This is a genomic window from Bremerella sp. P1, assembly GCF_028748185.1.
In the GTDB taxonomy this organism is placed as follows: Bacteria; Planctomycetota; Planctomycetia; order Pirellulales; family Pirellulaceae; genus Bremerella.
Genome location: NZ_CP118164.1, coordinates 4,235,465 through 4,254,782, shown reverse-complemented (window position 1 = coordinate 4,254,782; position 19,318 = coordinate 4,235,465). Strand labels below are relative to the sequence as shown.

The 19,318-nt window shown below is 54.7% G+C and carries 12 protein-coding genes; 5 read left to right on the top strand and 7 right to left on the bottom strand.

Annotated elements, in window-relative coordinates; all coding sequences use genetic code 11:
- Nucleotides 1-27 precede the first annotated feature (27 nt).
- The 3 genes from PSR63_RS17880 to pilM form a co-directional block, all read right to left on the bottom strand.
- Entirely contained in the window at nt 28-2,250 is a 2,223-nt protein-coding gene (locus PSR63_RS17880; protein WP_274327039.1) for a hypothetical protein, read from the bottom strand.
- A 70-nt stretch (nt 2,251-2,320) separates the two neighbouring features.
- Nucleotides 2,321-4,015, bottom strand: coding sequence for a hypothetical protein (locus PSR63_RS17875; RefSeq protein ID WP_274327038.1), 1,695 nt, complete (start codon nt 4,013-4,015; stop codon nt 2,321-2,323).
- Nucleotides 4,016-4,018: 3 nt separating this feature from the next.
- Nucleotides 4,019-6,319: a pilus assembly protein PilM gene (gene pilM / locus PSR63_RS17870; RefSeq protein WP_274327037.1), complete on the bottom strand. Its 2,301-nt coding sequence runs from the start codon at nt 6,317-6,319 to the stop codon at nt 4,019-4,021.
- A 481-nt stretch (nt 6,320-6,800) separates the two neighbouring features.
- Between pilM and PSR63_RS17865 the strand changes: the two genes are divergently transcribed.
- The gene (locus tag PSR63_RS17865) at nt 6,801-9,614 is read left to right on the top strand and encodes a hypothetical protein (protein WP_274327036.1); all 2,814 of its coding nucleotides are present in this window, start codon (nt 6,801-6,803) and stop codon (nt 9,612-9,614) included.
- A 73-nt stretch (nt 9,615-9,687) separates the two neighbouring features.
- On the opposite strand, the gene PSR63_RS17860 is transcribed toward PSR63_RS17865, so the two are convergent.
- Entirely contained in the window at nt 9,688-9,972 is a 285-nt protein-coding gene (locus tag PSR63_RS17860) for a hypothetical protein (RefSeq protein WP_274327035.1), read from the bottom strand.
- 295 nt (nt 9,973-10,267) lie between these two features.
- On the opposite strand from PSR63_RS17860, the gene PSR63_RS17855 reads away from it, so the two are divergent.
- Genes PSR63_RS17855 through PSR63_RS17840 form a run of 4 tightly spaced genes read left to right on the top strand, consistent with a single transcriptional unit; the run spans nt 10,268 to nt 15,254 of the window.
- Entirely contained in the window at nt 10,268-12,565 is a 2,298-nt protein-coding gene (locus PSR63_RS17855; protein WP_274327034.1) for a TolC family protein, read from the top strand.
- Nucleotides 12,492-13,493 (top strand): helix-turn-helix transcriptional regulator, encoded by a 1,002-nt coding sequence (locus PSR63_RS17850; RefSeq protein WP_274327033.1) that lies wholly within the window; start codon nt 12,492-12,494, stop codon nt 13,491-13,493. Before PSR63_RS17855 ends, PSR63_RS17850 begins: the two co-directional genes overlap by 74 nt.
- Nucleotides 13,494-13,548: 55 nt before the next feature.
- Nucleotides 13,549-14,190 carry a dTMP kinase gene (tmk, locus tag PSR63_RS17845; RefSeq protein ID WP_274327032.1) on the top strand — a complete coding sequence of 214 codons (642 nt, stop codon included), beginning with the start codon at nt 13,549-13,551 and terminating at the stop codon, nt 14,188-14,190.
- On the top strand, nt 14,187-15,254 hold the full coding sequence (locus PSR63_RS17840; protein ID WP_274327031.1) for a DNA polymerase III subunit: 1,068 nt from the start codon (nt 14,187-14,189) through the stop codon (nt 15,252-15,254). The genes tmk and PSR63_RS17840 overlap by 4 nt, the downstream gene beginning before the upstream one ends.
- Before the next feature lie 1,637 nt (nt 15,255-16,891).
- Here PSR63_RS17840 and PSR63_RS17835 read toward each other — a convergent pair.
- The 3 genes from PSR63_RS17835 to rpsI form a co-directional block, all read right to left on the bottom strand.
- Nucleotides 16,892-17,569 (bottom strand): transposase, encoded by a 678-nt coding sequence (locus tag PSR63_RS17835; RefSeq protein WP_274327030.1) that lies wholly within the window; start codon nt 17,567-17,569, stop codon nt 16,892-16,894.
- Nucleotides 17,570-18,144: 575 nt separating this feature from the next.
- The gene (locus PSR63_RS17830) at nt 18,145-18,648 is read right to left on the bottom strand and encodes a hypothetical protein (RefSeq protein WP_274327029.1); all 504 of its coding nucleotides are present in this window, start codon (nt 18,646-18,648) and stop codon (nt 18,145-18,147) included.
- 113 nt (nt 18,649-18,761) lie between these two features.
- On the bottom strand, nt 18,762-19,283 hold the full coding sequence (rpsI, locus tag PSR63_RS17825) for a 30S ribosomal protein S9 (RefSeq protein WP_274327028.1): 522 nt from the start codon (nt 19,281-19,283) through the stop codon (nt 18,762-18,764).
- Nucleotides 19,284-19,318: the final 35 nt, after the last annotated feature.

Genomic DNA, 19,318 nt, shown 5'->3' with positions numbered 1-19,318 from the left:
GGGGAGAATCTACTTGAAAATCGGCGACTATTCGCCTCGACCGCGGCCTCGTCTGCCACGACCTTCGCCACCATATTCATCGTAGCCAGATCCACTTTCCATCCCGTAGGGATCTTCTGGACCGCCTCGACCACCTCTGGGGATCTTGACCTCCGGCTTCGAGAAATTGAACTTGGCGAACTCTTTGACTTCCTCAAGTTCCGACTTGATGTGGATATTTCCAGCATCATCCAGCACCAGGATTTCGCCTGGAACCTTCAGCCTCTTGTTGTTCTCGTCGGTGTAGCGACCAATGGTGTCCTCGCCACCTCGAATATCAAGAAGCGTGTAGCCGGTCTTAAGCGTGTACTCTTGATCCTTCTTATCCGCATCCAACGGATACGGCTTGCGGAACTGATAAGTGGCAGGATCCAAGATCCACAGGTCACCTTCGTATTCAACCATGCTACCACGAGTGACTTCCTTGAGTTCCTTGGTAACCAAGGCCTTTACATCGGTCTTCGGATCCCACTTCATGGCCAGAACCGTAGCATTTGGTTCGGCCGTACGCAGAATCTGTCGCTGGTTATTACGGTTGTAAACCGTTCGGCCAGCATCGACGGCACCTGCGAGCACATCCGCACTCGATGGCACGCGAACCGTAGCACTAGGCTCGCTGAAGTCGGTGGTTCGCCAGAACTTGAACTGTGGTGTAGTCTGTCCGGTCTGACCACGAGGACTGACCATGCCACCGCCCTGCTGCGTTTGCATGAACTTGGTGATCTTGTCACGTTCTGGCTTCAGACGTGTCAGCACGCCTCCTTCCAGAGCACGAGCTGGTGGAGCTTCCTGGAAGTTCTGAGGATTATTAGGATCTTCCAACCACAATTGCACTCGGTACTGATAGCTCTTGTTGGGCACGACCGAGGTGTCGTAGAAGCGGAACATCTTGTTCTCAGCGTCGAACATGGACGTACCACCATATCCGCCGCCATAGCCACCACCTTCGCCCATGGCCATACCACCACCTCCGGCACGATTGCCGGTTGGCTTCAGCATCATTCCCTCAGGAGGCGTCGTGATGTTGCTGCCAACACCGGCCATGCCAGGCATGCGACCAGGACGGCCGTATGGCCCCATGAAGCCGCCACTACCTTCGCTGCCCATGCCCATCCCCATGCCCATTCCGCCGTCAGGGCCCATAAACCCAGGCAGATCACTAGGCAGGTCGCCGCCAGCTTCCGGCAGCATCATTTCCATGTCCTCGGTCATCATGCCATCGTTATATCCTGGTTCCCGAGGCTCATACTTGGGAACCGTCGAATGACGTCCCCAGTCGCCAGGATTGAAAAGCAGAATCGGAGGCATTGGGAAACTGAGGGTCGGGTCGAGATACTCTGGAGGAGCAACTTCATCGGGAATGAACGCCCAGCGATGACGGGCAATCAGTCGTTCTTGAGTCACATTGATCGACTTCTGCCACTCGCCCCAGCTACCATCTGGATTTTGTTCGCGTCGTTCAATGGCGAAGTGAACATAACGAGGATAGTCGCGGCCTTCCATGTAGTTTGCACGATCTTTGAAGGCAGCTTCGTACATATCGAGTTGCTTCTTCAGCGGAGCAAGCCCGGTGATTGCCACGAAGTACTTGCCTTCGATTTTGCTACCGGTACCACCACGTGCCTGGCCGAATTCCAACAATTGCTCAGGGGTTAACGTCGGTGGTGCGTTCGCATCGACCATCCCCATCTCGCTGCCATATCCGCCACCGGAGTAGATGTCGTATTCCGATCCAGTAGGCATCATGCCAGGACCACCTTCACGCATCATGCCCAGGCCGCCTTGGCTGGCTTGCTGTGGGCTGAGGAATGCAAATGGAGCGAATCCCGGGGTAACTTCGATGTCGGTCAGCGGCAACAGGGTAGGATCTGGTCGCTTCTCGATACTTTCCTTGTGGCGTACGCGAAAGCTTGAAGGAGTCTCGTACGGTGCCAAAGGAATCGGCTTACCAGCTCGTGTGGCAGCCGTTTGATATTCCGGCGGAACCCAACGTTCTTCTTCAACCTCAGTCCATGTTTGTTTCTCGATATTGGTGCGAGCCTGATCCGATGCACGGACGAGATCGTCCGGCTTCGTATCGATCGACGGCTGCTGCGTCCCGAGGTAGACAAACAATACCACTAGGAGAATAGCCAATCCGAAGACGAGCTTTTCAACGTGAAGGATCAATTTTGATTTGAGCCCACCGCTTTGTAAGTCCAGCTTCTTCATGATTGAGTCATCCTTATTCTGTTCCGAGCCATCCGAATGTGAGAAGAGATGAGGTTAGGTGCATGCCTGCTTACCGAGTGGTTGCAGTCACGCTTGCGGTTTCCGTCGCGGTATCATCCGCCGTCGACTCGTCGTCAACTGGTCGCGACCCTTCAGGCCACAACAGGTCACGATTCACTGGATTGTAAATGTAAATGATGCCGTAGATCTCGACGGGAGCATCGAAGATCTTCTCGGCTTGATCAACGCCATCGCCGCTTTGGCCGCCACGGCCCATGCCGCCCATTTCCATACCGCCCATTTCCATGCCGCCACCGATGCCACCCATTCCGGACATGCCGGACATGCCGAAGTCGCTCATGCCAGGACCGCCCATTCCGGAACCGCCCATGCCACCATCCATGCCACCGACACCAGATGTCTGTGGGTTAATACGGACTTGGCGAACTTCGATCATGAGATCGGCATTGCCGCATTCCACCAGCAGTTTGTCGATTTCACGCTGGTCCATAATGAATCGCATACGAACCGGCAATCGCTTGGCGACCGAAAGGTAGTAATTCTCGGAAGTTGGCTCCGTGGTGGCGGCTTTCAAGTCTTCGACCATCAGCTTCTTGTAGTCTTTATCGACATAACGAAGATCGCCTGGGTCCATCTCCATGCCATCCAGCGGCATGCCATCGGGGCCCATACCCATGCCTTCCATACCCATGCCCATCCCTTCATCCATCATGCTGGGATCGCCATAGGGGTCATCCATCATTCCACTCTCCATTCCGAACTCATCCGTGCCTGCGGCCAGAGGAGAACGTGGAATGACAACCTTGGAGCGAATCGGCATAACTTCACGACCGAACTCGATCGTGTCGATTGCCTTGATAGTGGCCTGGTGAGGGCTGCTAATATCGCCGTTGGTCTTGGCGATGACATTCATGATGTTCCGCAGCACCCACAGGTTTTCTTGAGCGTAGAGAACTTCCTTCGTCGTCGGCACGTTACGGCCACCAGCACCGGTAGCACCACCGCTACCACCTGGTCCGTCCATTCCTCCAATACCCTGACTGGCATTGCTACCAGACCAATCAAAACTCTTGGACTGAATATTGGCTTGGTTGGATGGATTCCACATCACCAGCGGTGGCTTCTCAACGGTGTTAGGATTGCGACCGCCAAGTCCGGCCATGCCAGAAATTCCGCCACCTTCAAAACCTGCTCCGCCATCAAAGGCCTCGATACCGAATTGCCCGCCACCGCCTGTACCATTGCCAGATGGAGACCAGCGGGCGTGGATGATTTCGGCGAGTTTTGGTAGTTCTTCCTTAATGTAGTCACGGTAAAGCTCTCGCTTGTTGGTCGACATTGGCTTGTCTTCCTCCGTGAGAGCTTCGATGGGACGACCCAAGAGAATACCGTTGACGATATCGGTGAAATCCGAACCGCCAACATTCAATTCCGCAGGCCAAGTCAGAACGCTCTTCTGCGCTTCCCATTTCTTTTGCCAGGCCTGGTCAATATCGTCGCGATATTGCGTCAACCAAGTCTGCATTTCTTCTTCGTACTGCGTATTGGGATGATTCGCCGTACTGGCAATTTGCCGAGCTGAGTTCAAGCGAGTATCAATTTCCTGGCTTCGTGCCTGGTACTCTTGATCCAGCGTGGAGGTCGACATGTACCATCCGCCGATGCCAACCAGTAGCACCACGAGAGCGAAAACCCAGAAGTAATACTTCTTTAAAAACGCGATAGCTGGTCGTAGTTTATCCATGGCTTAGAAGTTCTCCATTTCCGCATTCGCGGCATTCGCTTCCGCTTCGGCAAGTTCCGCAGCACGGCGTGCTTCCTCTCGCTTCGAGAGAGGTGACTCACGCCAACAGAATTGAACCGTGAATCGATAAACTTTGGCTTGAATCATGGCTGGCTCGATCTTGCTGGGATCAACCGCCTCTTCGGGATTCATCCCGTAGGCACCGCCATATTCGTCCGCCATACCACTGCCTAGGGCCGGTGGATCGTATTTTGGATTCGGAATCTGAACTGTTCTTGGCACCTCGTCCATCGCAATGATGGGATGAGAAATGCCGAGTTCTTTCATCGAAACAACCTCAGGCTCGTTGTTCTCGTTAATCAGTTCCACACTTCCCCGGTCGAGTTGATCGATCAGGGTATTACGCACGTACTGGGCACCCATATTTTCACGAGCGGCCGAGCTGTTGTGGAAGTGATAACCAGTAATCTGAACGACCCAACCACTTTCTTCGGCTTCTGGGCCAGCCAGTTCGTCTTCTGGATCGGCCTCGCCTTCGATTTCCATCAGGTCGACGTCGGCCTCTTCTTCGGCTGCGGTACCGGCGGTCGAGCCTGCATCCTCAACAGGAGCAGTACCCGCGGCGGCTGCGGCTTCCGTAGCGGCTTCTTCGGCAAGATCTTCATCGATCGCTGGCGAAGCTTCCTCACCATCTTCTAGACGACGCAGAATGGCTTTTCGATTTTCAAGCGTGACCGCATATTTCGTTTTGACGGCATCGGTATACCACATCGAGAGGTCAGGGAAATACTGCGACTCGATCGCTTCGATCTGCAGGTCAGGCCGCTGATCAATCGGCTTTTCCGAAACTCGGCCAGGCGCCAGATCAGGATCGGTAGGCAACGACGCCGTAATGGCTTTCATCAGTTCAGGCCACAGCCGACGGTTCTCTTCATTACCGACGACGTAACGCCCGATCATCTCCAGGTTTTCTTTTTCGGTCATCAACTGGGAATCAGTCGACTTGTATCCCTGGCTGGTCGATTCGACGATAGCAACCTTGCGAAGTGCATCGTCAAATTCAGGAATGTGAGCGGAATTGTAGGCCTGCCAATGGAAGCCGAAGTTCAACGCACATGCCAACAGCAGACTGGCCACCGCGGCAACCGCCCACGGCTTCTTCTGCCGAACAATTCGGTCGATTAGGATTTCCTGCGGCAAGAGGTTGGTCCGCAGAGCCGACTTCTTCAGTCCTTGCAGACACAAGCCGTAGCACGTTGCGAACGACAACATGTTTTCGCGGAAGCTCGGAGCGGAAGTCACATCCGTTCCGGTCAGCTTTTGATAGCCGTCCAGTTCAACAACGTCGTAGCCCAGGTTCTTGCCAAGGTAAGGAACCAAACCAGGCAACTTCATACCGTTACCAATCGGAATGATCCGCGAAATCTTGGCCTTACGATCCAAGGTCTGGAAGAACCCAATCGAACGTTGGATTTCGGTAACCAGATCGTTGAACACCGGACGCATCGCCTGGAAGACGAGCTTGGCATTCTCGGCCTCGGAAGCGTGGCGTTTGAGATGCTCGGCCTTGGCGAAGGTCAGTTTGAGTTCTTTGGTCAACTGCTTGGTGAAGTGGTTACCGCCGATGGGCAAACTACGTTGCCACACACGAAAACCGTTGGTAATCACCAAGTCGGTTGTTTCGGTACCCATCGAGACAATCACGTACGAATTGGGCTGATTCGCCGGATCGTACTCTTCTTTGAGCGGATTAATCGTCAACTGATCGTTGGCGACAAAGTTGTACAAGCTGATCGGGGTCAGCTGGACAATATCAACGTCGATACCCGTATCGAGATAGGGCTGAAGCGATCGGAAGATCTGATCGCGCTTCATCGCGAAGATACCGATCTCGGTTTCGAGCGAGATGCCTTCTTCTTCGTGCGAACCAGGCATCGGCTGGTAATCCCAGATCACGTCTTCCAACGGGAAGGGGATTTGCTGCTTGGCTTCGTACTTAACAATGTCTGCGATGCGTTTGGCTTCGACCGGAGGCGCTTTAAAGAAACGCGCAAGACCAGCCTGACCTGGAACGGAAATACTGATCGCATCGTTGCGGATATCATTTCGCGAAAGGAACTCGCGTAACGCATCCTTAATCAATCCTTCCGAACCGGCCCCAGCCTGATTCAAAGGATTTGGGTATTCGATGAAGTCGAACGCTTCGGCGACCATCCAGAATCCGTCTTCGTGCATTCGGCACTTGAGGGCCTTGAGCGCACTTTGACCGATGTCGATGCCCCAAACGGCTTTACCAACAGCCATCTCTGTTCCTCACAGCAATCTCTACGTCGCATGTGGTCCAGGTTGGCAAGAAACAGCTAGAAACTATCCGGCAATTTCATCCAACGTAGAAGCACGCTCCGCAGATCGCAGGTTTTAAGACAAGCAAACTAAAGGAGAAGGGTGTGTTACCAATGCGATGAAGATCTTCCGCATCGATTGGCCAACATCCTCATTCTAGTGTGAACTTCTCCAGAATGTCAACGAATTTGCGATTTCCACTCTTTTATGTAAACCACTATATTGCAACAAGATAGGACACACTTAACCTCCCCGCTGTGGGGATCTGGTTCGGTGCCAAATTTTGCTGCTCCCCCTCTTCCCTGCTCCCAAAACGTGGCCAGGCCCCCAATAATAAGGTCCACCCTGGCCTTCGGACGCTGGTTAAGTATACCCTATAACTTATTATTTGGTAATTACTTGCGTTCAATCGCCCCATCCCCTCCATTCAGGCCGACGGACAATGATTCAGGAAATTGCGATTCTGCTTCCTTGCCATAGCTTCGAAGACTTTCCCACCTACCACACCGGGGACGAAGCCCAAAGCCTCCTGGCGAACTGGACGGCCATGTGGCACCCCGCATTCTTAGCTTCGGCCGGGAAAAACCCCCAGTGGCACCGGGTGGACTCTCCGCCGGAAAACCTGGAAGGCCTGGCCCTGCTCATTCCTTCGATCTGCAAAGCAGATCTACCAGCTGGCTTTTCACAGCGTGCCAAGGAATCTGGGGCGATACTCGTCAAGGGTTTGACCGATCGCCAGGAGATCGCAGGCCGACTGCTCGACCGCATCGGCGAAGTCCATGAAGTGGCCACCAAACTGGCATCTGACTTCTATGCCCTGGGCTACTGCTACTTGCAGGTTGAGCTTTTGACCCGACAGATGCGTTATTCGAGCAGCCTGGACGAGATCTACTTCGAGAATAAGACGATTGAAGCCGCTAAAGCGGCCGCCGAAGGCAACGAAGAGGAGGCGATTCAATGCCTCCAGGCCTGTTTCGACGTCCTGATGGAAGAGCGGAACCAATATTATTCAGTCGACGCAAGCCTGCTCGACTTCACCTTGGTCGCCGAGTCGACGCTTAACGGTTCGCTGCTAGCGGAAGTCCAAGGCCAAATACCGACCAACCTTTGGATGTCAGGAGCTCTGGCCCAAAAGATCGCAGACGACCATGCTGAGCTTAAGGAAGCGATTGCTAGCAAGATTGCCGACAAGCAGCTTGGTATCGTCGGAGGGGAGTGGATCGAAGGCCCTCTGAATTTGCTCGATCCCGAGTCCGTGCTAGCAAACTTCAAGCGTGGTCACGACGCCTACCAACAAGCATTCGGTGCCTCGCCCAAGGTATTTGGTCGTCGACGATTTGGCATGACGGCTTTTCTTCCGCAAATCCTTCGCGGCCTTGGGTACGTCGGCGCAATCCATGCAACCCTTGATGAAGGTAAGCTGCCGGTCAGCAATCAAGGGAAAGCATGCTGGGAAGGAGTCGATGGATCGACGGTTGATGCCCTGGCAAAGTTTCCGCTTGATGCCACCAAGCCAGAGACCTTCCTGTCTCTTTTCTCCAAGCTCGGCGAGGCGATGGATGGTGAGCACGTCGCCACGCTCGCATTCGCCCATTGGCCGCAGTTGACTTCTCCCTGGTACGAAGACTTGAAGACGATTGCCCGCTACGGCAATAGCTTGGGCGAGTTCGTCACCGTCGACCACTACTTCGAAGAGACCGACACGGCGACTTACCACGGGAACTTCAAGCCGGAGGACTATCGAACACCTTGGCTCAAGCAGTCGATCGTCCGCCGGCAGGAAGGGCCTGTCTCGCAGCATGCCCAGCGCGAGCGATTCAATGCCCAGTTGGAAGCAGCGGAGAAGCTTCGGGCGTTTGCCGAATTGATGTCTGGCTCAAAAGCTTCTGATTCAGATCAATCGCTGCAGCGTTCGCTTCAAGACCCAGCCAATCCAGGCCACGATCAAACCGAAGTCGTCGAGAACTTCGTGGCTTCCGCAAGTCGAGATCTCGCGGCCGCGCTTCCGCGAACCGAGCAGACGGCACAACACAGTTACCTCAGCATTAACACGCTGAACTCGGTGAGCACGCGTGGCGTCTTTCTCTCGGAACTCGCCGATCTGCCCGCCAGCGGCGAACCGGTAATTGCCAGCGGTCATGATAGCAAACGAAAATTCGCCGCGATTGATGTGCCGGGTTGCGGATATGCCTGGATCACAGGAGATGCCAAAGGCGGATCTGGCAAGCAAAAGGCCCTGCTCGATGGGCATGTTCTGCGTAACGAGTTCATGGAAGTACATATCCACCCGGAAACAGGCGGCATCAAGTCGATCTACGACTACAAAACACGGGGCAACCGCCTGTCGCAGCAGCTATCACTGCGAATGCCAGGCAAGAAGCAAGCAACCGGCGAACGGTATCTCGGTCCCGATGCCACAGCTATCTACAGCCAAATGCGGGTCACCCAAATCGATCCAGCCACAAGCTCTCCGGCCATGGGTGAGATCTATACCCAGGGCAATATTATTGGGGAAGAAAACGAAGTGATGGCCACCTACAAGCAGACTTACCGCTTGTGGCGAGCCTCACGCGTGCTGGAAATCGATATCGAGATTGAACCGCAGGTCGATCCGAAGTCACTCCCATGGGACTCGCATTACTGCTGCCGCTTGGCCTGGGGCGATGAAACGGCTCTGACCTATCATGATGTGCAGTGGGTCCGCACGCGCTGCAGCGGCCGACGCATCGAAGCTTCCAATTATGTGGAGATCAATGCTTCGCACGGAAAGACCACGCTGTTAACGGCCGGCATTCCCTTCCATCTGCGCAACCACGGGCACATGCTCGATACCATTCTGATTCCGCACGGAGAATCTCAGCGCAAGTTCCACCTCGGGATCGGGCTCGACTTACCCTACTCGTTGCCAGCGGCGCGCGACTTCATGTATCAGCCGGAGCCTGTGTTTGAAACGGCTTCGATGCCAGCACCAGGCAATTCCTCTTGGATGTTTCACCTGGAAGCCAAAAACGTGATCCTGACGAGCGTGGAATCGCTGACCGACGAGAGCGGCGAGTTAATTGGCTGTAAAACCAAGATCCTGGAAACCGAAGGCCGCAATGCGAAAGGCGCTTTACGCTGCTTTCGTAAAGTCGCTGAAGCCCACCTCTGCGACTTTCATGGCAATCGTATCTCGAAATGCCAAGTCGATGGTGATCGCATTATCTTTCAACTTGCCCCAGGACAGTGGTACCCCGTGGAAATCCTTTGGGCCTGACCTCAGACACATAAAGAGAATGAATAGAAGACTCGGTTACCGTTTCATACTGGCCGAGTCTTTTTGTTAGGCGCTAGAGCTTCTCCAGCATCACAACAAACAGTGCTCCAGCGGCCTCTTGAATGCGATTTGCGTCCGCTTCTGCGTAGTTTTGGCTGACTGCATCCAATGCTGGCACCAGTTCGGTCAGCATACGAGCCACCTTGCGGGGCACTTCTTCGCTAGCAGGATAGTGATCACAGAACATCTCGACGTGATGAACCAGGTCGGTCAGGTCATCGGGCGCAAAAGGCTGTCCTTTCTCGAGAATCTCGAGCAATTCGCCTGCATGCTGCATCAATTGTTCCGCAGTTTCCATCGCGTTTGCCACCTGAAAATTGCTATCAGTGATAGCCTCAAGAAGTAAAACTTTGCGGGTCGCGAAGTTTTCTCAAAGTTTGCCGGTTAGGACGACGATAACCCTTGTACTGAGTTTTCTCATTCTAGTGCGCGTGCGTACCGGGACGAGCAGACTCAGGCCCGGGGGGGCCGAGACAAACGAATTGATCATGCTGACCACGAAGGTCGGCAGGTCATCAAACTACCAGCGATTTACTTCTTCCGAAGTGTCGTGCACAAGGACGTGCACGCTACGCATCAGGACTCGGTATCCCATGAAAACCCAGTTCCATCAAGCCTGGATGCTCGTGCTCATTGGCACCGTGATTTTGACCGGTTGCCAACCGACTCAACCGTTTTACTTCAAAGAGTCGGGCGATTTGAGCCTCTACCTCGATAAGGCAACCGACATCGAATACCCCGATGTCGATCACTGCCGCCTCTACGAGGTAGATAACACCGAGGCTCCATTCACAATCTCCGACCCATTTGAAATGGATGAGTCGAGGATTTGGAATCTAAGCCTTGAGGAAGCGGTAGCCAACTCGCTGAAGAACAGTAAGGCGATTCGCACCGCGGGTGGCAATGCCGTGTTTCGGGTCATTCCGGGCACGACGCTGACCTCGCAAGCGATCCCGACCAATCTGATCACGCGTAACGATGCGACGCCTACGATCTACGATCCGGCACTCGTTTCGTCCGATCCTCAATTCGGTGTTGAAGGAGCCTTGAGCGAATTCGATGCTCAGCTGAACGCCAGCTTTAACTGGGATCGAATCGATCGTCCCCAGAACTTTGCTACCGGCAACCCGTTCTTCCTTTCTCAGTTCGGCCAGAACCTGGCAACCGCCAACGTCGAGCTGACCAAGAAAGCGGCAACCGGTACTCAGTGGTTCCTGCGTCAAAACAATACGTATGACTACAACAACCGCGGCAGCCTGATCTATCCGAGCTCGTGGTTGGCCAATGTGGAAATGGAAGCACGTCATCCGCTTCTTCGTGGAAGTGGCGTTCAGGTCAACCGCGTCAACGTGATGCTGGCCCGTATTCGAGAAGACGTCAGCCTTTCCGACTTTGAAACCAATATCCGCAACCTAGTATCGGACGTAGAAGAATCGTACTGGCAGCTCTACTTCGCCTACCACAACCTGGAAGCCGCCAAGACAGGTCGCGACAGTGCCCTGGTCACCTGGCGTCGTGTTCACGCGTTGATGGTCAACGGTGCCGAAGGGGGTGAAGCCGAAAAGGAAGCCCAGGCACGCCAACAATACTTCGAGTTCCGCAGCCGTACCGAAGGTGCTCTGCGTGACCTTTATAAAGCTGAAGGTAGCCTTCGCTACTTCATGGGCCTCTCGGCAACCGATGGTCGCCTGATTCGTCCAACTTCGGAACCAACCGATGCTTGGGTTGCATTCGACTGGTTCGAGATTCACGACGAAGCCCTCTCGCGTAGCCCAGAACTGCGTCGTCAGGCATGGCGTATCAAGCAGCGAGAGATCGAAATGATCACCGCTCGTAACCAGCTTCTGCCACAGTTGGATGCAGTTGCCCTGTATCGCTTCCTTGGCTTGGGCGACGAGCTCATCAGCGGTAACCGCGACGGCAAGAACTTCAACGAGATCAACAGTAAAGCCTGGGACGTGCTGACCGAAGGCAACTACCAGGAATACACACTGGGCTTGGAATTCTCGATGCCGATCGGCTTCCGCCAGGAACTGGCCGGCGTGCGAAACGTTCAGTTGCAGATCGCTCGCGAGAAGGCCGTCATGGAAGACATGGAACTGGAAGTCTCCCACCTGTTGACCGACACCATCCGCGACCTCGACTCGAACTACAGCCTGGTGCAGACGAACCTGAACCGCTTGATCGCGGCTGACAAGGAAGTCGACTCGGTGCAAGCCGCTTACGATGCCGGCACCGTGACGCTCGACCTCTTGCTCGACGCCCAGCGACGTCGTAGCGACGCTCAGATCGCCTACTTCCAGGCCCTGATCGAGTACAACATCGCGATCAAAGACGTCCACCTGCGAAAGGGTAGCTTGCTCGACTACAACGGCGTGTTCCTTGCTGAAGGACCATGGCCAGAAAAGGCTTACTTCGATGCGAAGGGTCATGCCCGACGCCGCTCGGCCAGCCACTACGTCGACTACGGCTACACCCGACCTGGCGTAATCAGCCGAGGCAGCGTGCCCCAAGGCGGCATCAGCCACGGCCATGTGGAAGAAGGCACGATCATCTACGAAGGGGATGCCCCAACCGAAGGTGAAGTGATCGGAACGCCAACTCCGGCCAAGATACCAACCTCGCTCGACGCGGTCAGCCTTGAGCCACCAACCCAAACCAAGGTCGCCAGCAAACCAGCCCAATCGAAAAGCGAACTCGATTGGAATAAACTGGGGCTGAACGAACTGGTTTCGGAAGTTCGTCAAACGAAAACTGCCCCGCAACCGACGCCTGCTGCCAAGCCGACGTCGCGACGGGCCGTGAAATCGGTCTCTCATGAATCTGGCCAAAATCCAACGCCTGCTCAAACTACTGCAACTGCTTCAGGGTGGCAGGCCGCAAAACGTTAACTCGATGGCCGATGCGTGCGGCGTGAGTCGTCGTACCATCTTTCGAGACCTGGAAACACTGCGAGCGGCCGGCGTGCCGCTCGCTTTCGATTCGAATGGGCAACGCTTCCACATTCCGGAAACCTACTTCCTCGCTCCCACGAATCTCAGTTCGGAAGAAGCCCTCTCGGTCATGGTCCTTTGTCATGAACTGGGCGACGGTACCGGACTTCCCTACTACTCTTCAGCTCGACGGGCAGCTACGAAGCTTGAGAACAGCCTGCCCGAACACATGAAGCGGCAGCTCCGCGAGATCTCTAGTTCGGTCGAGATCAAACTCAACCCGGTCCATCAACCGGAAGAAGCCCAGTCAGCCTACCAATCGCTGGTCGACGCCTCCGGACATCGCCAAAACGTACGCATCAAGTACCGTAGTATCTTTGACGGGGACGTCATCCAAACCAAGCTTTCGCCCTACAAGCTCCTGTTCAGCCGACACAGCTGGTACGTCATCGGCCGAAGTTCGATCCATCGGGCGGTGCGAACCTTCAAGGTCAACCGCATCGAACAGATCGAAATCCTCGACGAGCTCTTCGAGATCCCTCAGAACTTCCAGGTCGACCGCTTCCTCAGAAATGCCTGGCACATGATCCCCGAGCCAGGTCCCGATCAGCACATCATCGTCCGCTTCGATCCGCTGGTCGCTCAAAACGTGGCCGAAGTGCAGTGGCACAAGACCCAAGAGATCCACTGGAACGAAGACGGTAGCATCGATTTCGAGGTGAAAGTCAGCGGTATTCGCGAGATCAGCTGGTGGATCCTCGGCTACGGCAGTCGAGCGAGGGTCATTCAGCCAGAATCATTGAAGGAACTGATTGCCAACCATGCCCGGAAGATCTTAGAGAATTACGACGATCCGGTCCCCCCTTCCCCCTCGCACGAGGATTAGGCAAGTTGCGTCGCTATGCTTTGCCGGGCACGGACCGTCCCGTACAATCCTAGCCATGACCAATTCGCAAACAAATCGCCCCCTTTTCATCTCATTTGATGGTATCGATGGGGCCGGCAAATCGACACAGCGAGACCTGCTGACGCAGTGGTTGAAGGAAAACGGACACGATGTCGTCCTCTGCCGCGACCCTGGCACCACCGAAGCCGGTGAGCGAGTTCGCGACCTTCTGCTACATCGCAAGGAACTGGAACTGCACCCGCGGACCGAGATGCTGTTGTACATGGCTGCCCGGGCTCAGTTGGTCGATGATATCATTCGCCCTGCGATTGCCTCGGGCAAAACGGTCCTGTGCGATCGCTACCTCTTGGCCAACATCGCCTATCAAGGCTATGCATCGGGGCTCGAACTGGAAGACGTACGCAACGTCGGCAAAGTAACCGTCGATCGCGTAATGCCTGACCTAACGATCCTGCTTGACCTGCCGGAAGACATCGCCTTCCCGCGACTGGGCAAGAACCTGGATCGCATGGAAGCCAAGGGCGTTGCGTTCATGCACCGTGTGCGGGAAGGATTCCTCAAAGAGGCCGAAATCTATCCGCACGTCTCGGTCATCGATGCGACCCAGGAGATCGATACCATTCAAACGGCCATCCGCGAGGCCGTTTCCCTGCGGCTTAAGGAGTTAGCGAAATGAACTGGGACGACGTGCTAGGGCACGATCGCATCCGAGAGATGTTCGCTACGGCCCTTTCCAAGAACCGACTGGCCAGCACGTTCCTGTTCGTTGGCCCTGCTGCAATCGGCAAACGCAAATTCGCGCTGATGCTGGCCAAGACCCTGCTCTGCCAGAATGTGCCGGCCTATCACATGCATCCGTGCGGAAACTGCGAGGACTGCAAACAGGTCGATGCCCTGACCCATCCCGATCTCTTGACCGTTTCCAAGCCGAAAGACAAGACCCGTATCCCGGTGGAACTCTTGATCGGCGATGGGCAACACCGCATGGAATCGGGGCTTTGTCACGACATTGCCATGCGTCCTTTCCGCGGCCAGCGCAAAGTGGCCATCCTGGACGATGCGGACGACCTGAACCAGGAAGGTGCCAACTGCCTGCTCAAGACACTCGAAGAACCCCCGGTCGATAGCGTAATCATCCTGATCAGTCAGAGCGAACAGCGACAACTGCCCACGATTCGCTCTCGCTGCCAGATCATTCGCTTCGCGCCGCTGCCAGATGAGATCGTCTCGAACCTCCTCCTGGAGCTTCAGTGGGTGACCGACAAGCCCGAAGCGGACAAGCTCGCCCAACAAAGCAAAGGCAGCCTGGCCCGAGCCGATCAATTGCGTGACGAAGGCCTGCAGGGGATTGCGGAAGTCCTACTATCGACGCTCGCGAAGCGTGATTTTCACAGCGTGCAGATGGCCAAGGACGTTTCCGACTATCTCACCAAGATGGGAGATGATGCCCCGAAAAAACGCGAGGCCCTGTCTCACCTGATCGAACTGGCCGCCGACTTTTATCGGAATCAGTTGGTCTATCTGACGAAGCTGGGCACGGAAGAAGCCTCGACGGAACCGGAGATTCGTTCGGTCGTGATGGCCATTCCGGCTGGTCTGGACGGAGCCGCGGCGTGTCTGGAACGCTGCGCCGAGGCGGAGATTCAGCTCGATGCCAATGCGAACATCGCGACGTTGGTTGAAGCCTGGCTGGACGATCTGGCGACCGCCTCACGCACTGGCTTTGTCGAGACGAGTTAGCCTGGTTGCAATATTGCTCTGGGCTCCGCTGCATCTCAGGGGAGTCGTCTCTGGTAGGTAACGGCGCACACGGCTGCGATTGAGTTTCCGTGGGACAAGGGTCTGGCAGCGTTTCGCTTGGTGTGTGGATAGGTATCGCATCGACATCGACCGTATTGGGGCGAAGCGCGAGGAATGAGGTCTCGCGCCGCAAGCACGCGCCCGCTCCATCGACCATAAAACGAGGTGCCGGCGGCCGACGATATTCTTCCCCAGGCATGGCCTGATTGGCATCACCGGAAGCTGGTTCATTAGCAGCCGGCGGAGCTGGGGGCGCCGGCTGCTGAGTAACCTGCGAGCGATCACGATGTTTTGGCCCTGGGGACACTTCCGGCGTTTGCCGAGCCGCCAGCTCGCGCTCGAGACGTTCGATTTCCAGCTGCTTCCGTTGAAGTTCTTCCTTGAGGTCGTCAACGACTTTTCGCATGCGTTCGGCAATCGCCCCCTTGGGAAGACCATTGCGATCGTCCGGGGTGGGCTGCTGCGGGGTTGGGTGAGCGTGGGACATAGGTTAAAGACCTTTCCATAAATGTGGTCGGCGCGCACGAGGGCACGCGCAGAAATTGGTTTAGCAAACACGGAGCGCGCGGCATCTGCGTCATGACGCAGGCATCGGGCTGGCACGCCCTGGCAGATTGCTGGGCAGTGTCGGTCACAAGCGATGAAAGAATACGCTTCGCTTGTCGGCTGCAAGAGTGTTACGTTCGCGGGAATCTTCCCGCCGTCTTTCCTAGGTATACCAGCCTGGTGTACTCATGTGCAGGCGTTTTGGCGAGATTCTTTGAACTTTTTATTTGGCGAGAAACGGCAGGAAAAGTTCGATTCGCAACTAGACATTAGTGCGCTTGCTTGAAGTAGAGAGAAGAAAAGAGACCTGGCCCCTTTTCTTATCCTTTTCTTATCTTTTCTTATCCACCTCATGGTCTTCGCAAGGAATCTATCGAATAGCAGTTATCTCAGCTTCTAGATTTCGAATTACCATGTATTTCTTAAATAGGTCATTGGGTAATAGTACTTTAGGCCGGAATTCGATTTCCCCGTCGTTGGATACAAACATTGACGTAACCGGTCCGGTTTGTCCGGGGCGAGGGTAAATCCTGTACGCACCCGGCCTCAATCCAGACGGTCCTTGGAGGGTCGCGTGAGAGTTAATGGAGCCAATTAGAAGTGACTCTAATTGTTTGCCGACGTCATAGTCTGGCACATTGTCACAGTCCACGACTTCGTCAAGCTCACTTATTTCCCAATGGAGATGACGTGCGAATTCTTCTTTATAGCCGTTACCACTTTCAAAATAATCCGACAACGCTCGTTTTAAGGCTTTCCAGTATGTCATTGATTCTACTCCGGTCTAAGGAAGAAAAGAGACCTGACCCCTTTTCTGACTCGAGAACAAAAACCAGACGCGTCAGGTATAACGCTAGTCCAATTTGAATACTCGAAGTCAATGATCTTTGATTCCGGCTTATCTCATTTAGATGATTCTTCTTCTGGGTACCATCGTTTGGTGGACGATACGGATTGGAGATCATAGGTTACCTGCTTTCAAGAGCAAAAAGAGACCTGCCCCCTTTTCTTATCCCAGAGAAGAAAAGGGGTCAGGTCTCTTTTCTCGGGCGGCCACGATTTCTAAGCGTCTGTTCCAAGTTCCAGCGACTGGCGTTTTCGACGGTCCACTGCGACGATCCAAACGGCTTGCCACGCTGAATGGACTGGGCTACGGCCGTAATCTCGGCTTCGGTTTGGGGCGTATTGACCCACGTTCGCCACCGGCGTGGTAGCGGCGGGTCGACCGGATAGACGAGCCACGGTTCCCGCTGACGTTTTGGCTGAGAGCGCTGCCAGGCCGAACTCCACCGCCAAGATTCGGCTTCGCTGCACAGGCGTGCCTTGACCGGGTTACGTTCGACATACCGTAGCACCGTCAACAGGTGCTCGTCCGACTGAATGGGAAAGGACTTGAAACGTCCTTGGTAGAGGTGCCCGGTCCCGCTGGTCCCGAAGTGGGCATGCCACCGCATGGTATGCGTGAGAGACATCCGCCGGAAAAACTCGCTGAGTTGATCGTCCGTCTGTGGGCGAACCACAAAGTGCCAATGATTGGGCATCACCACCATGGCGAAAATGGGGAGCGGAACGATCTCCCACGTTTCCCGCACAACCTGCACGAACGCGTCGTAGTCCTCCGGCTTTTCAAACAACGCCAGCCGAGCGACCGAGCGGTTCAAAACATGAAAGACATCGCCAGCAGGGCAGATACGTTTGGATCTGGGCATCTGGCCGTTGTATCATGCACGGCAACGAAATCAAGGAATAGGCAGAAAAAGAGTCCTGACCCCTTTTCTTATCCCAGAATGGTATGAGTAACTTACTGACTATTGCAACACTTTCGTTATTATTTGGTTGTGTAGTGTGCGGATGTAGTCGCAACGTCCCGCAAATGGCACATGAACATATCTTCAGAATCTGTGAAGCCAGGGTTAAAGGTGAAGTCTGGCGCGGAATCGCTGTATATTCTGTCCTACAGGAGAATGGGCGGTGTAGAGGGGAGATGCTGTGCATTTATCGAGATGACAATTCCAAAATGAGGTACGTTGATCCAAAAGGGAATGGAGTTGCGATCGAAAAAATGTCTGGGAACCGAGAGATGTTTTCCTTTGGTTCAGTTGTATTCGTGGATGAGAAGGGAGATCTAATTAAGTTGAAGAAAAGGTTTACACTCTCTGGTGACCATCAGACTGTAGGAACGGAAATCGATGACATATTCTTGGCTAAGGTGAAAGCATTGTCGTCCGGAGAGCAAAAAGAGACCTGACCCCTTTTCTGAACCGTCGAGTCATTCTAGCTCCGACTAGACGGCGTAGAGATCGGTATCCAGTGGCCAGAACACCTCTTCGCCTGGCGTAAGAACTTGCAATCCATCGGGACTCAAGTGCTTCCAGTCCATCACATTGCCACATAAGTGGCAGCACAAGATACCGACTTCCCAGCTATCAAAGTCATCTTCCTCGAGATGGCCAAGACACTGGGGGCACTGAAGCCCATATGACGAAGGTTGTAGGATCTCTAACTGCTCGCTCACGCAGATCAGACCGATGCATCTGGTGCAGTAGGTAAACCCTGGTTCACTGACACAGATGACGCCCTGGCACTGAGGACATTGTTGCAGCCTGGATACGATCTCTTCCTCAGGCACATACGGAATCAGCGGAGGTGAGAAGATCCAATGGCCTGAAAGATGCCACTCGTCGAAGAGCCGGATTTCGGTATCGGATTCTTCTGCAAAACGAAGCTCCGTGGGCTCGAATTCGTGACCATACGACTCCGCCTCCGTACAGTGAATCCTCGTGGGCATACGTGAACCACCTCTCGTTCGAATAGGTACCGAGTACCGCTGCGCACGCAAAAAAGAGCCTCCGTCCGAAGACGAAGGCTCTTTCCAATTGTTTTGAATTGTAGTCTCGGCGATTAACGCTTCGAGAACTGAGTACCACGACGGGCACCGTGCAGACCGTACTTCTTACGTTCCTTCATACGGCTGTCACGCGTCAGGTGGCCATTGTCCTTCAATTGGTGACCGACGTCGGCGTCCATGCTCAGAAGAGCACGGCCAAGGCCCATACGGCAAGCACCCGACTGACCGGTTGGACCGCCACCAGTAACCAGAATACGGACGTCAATCTTGCCTTCGTATCCGCTGTCGCAGATCGGAGCCATGACGGCGTTCTGGTCTTGTTCGTGCGGGAAGTATTCCTTCAGTTCGCGATCGTTGATCACGACCTTGCCGCTACCAGCTTTGACGCGAACGCGAGCAACGCTCGACTTGCGACGACCGGTGCCGAGGTGTTCGCCCGTCTTGGGGTCAGTCTTAACAACGTGCGTCACAGGTGCTGGCGTAGCTTCAACCGTTTCGGTTGTCGTGGTTTCTACGGCAGTGGCTTCGGTGCCTTCGTTTTGCACGTCTTCGGTTTGAGGATCCGCAGTCGACATAACTTGCTAACTCTTGACCAGATGGATTGGGGGAA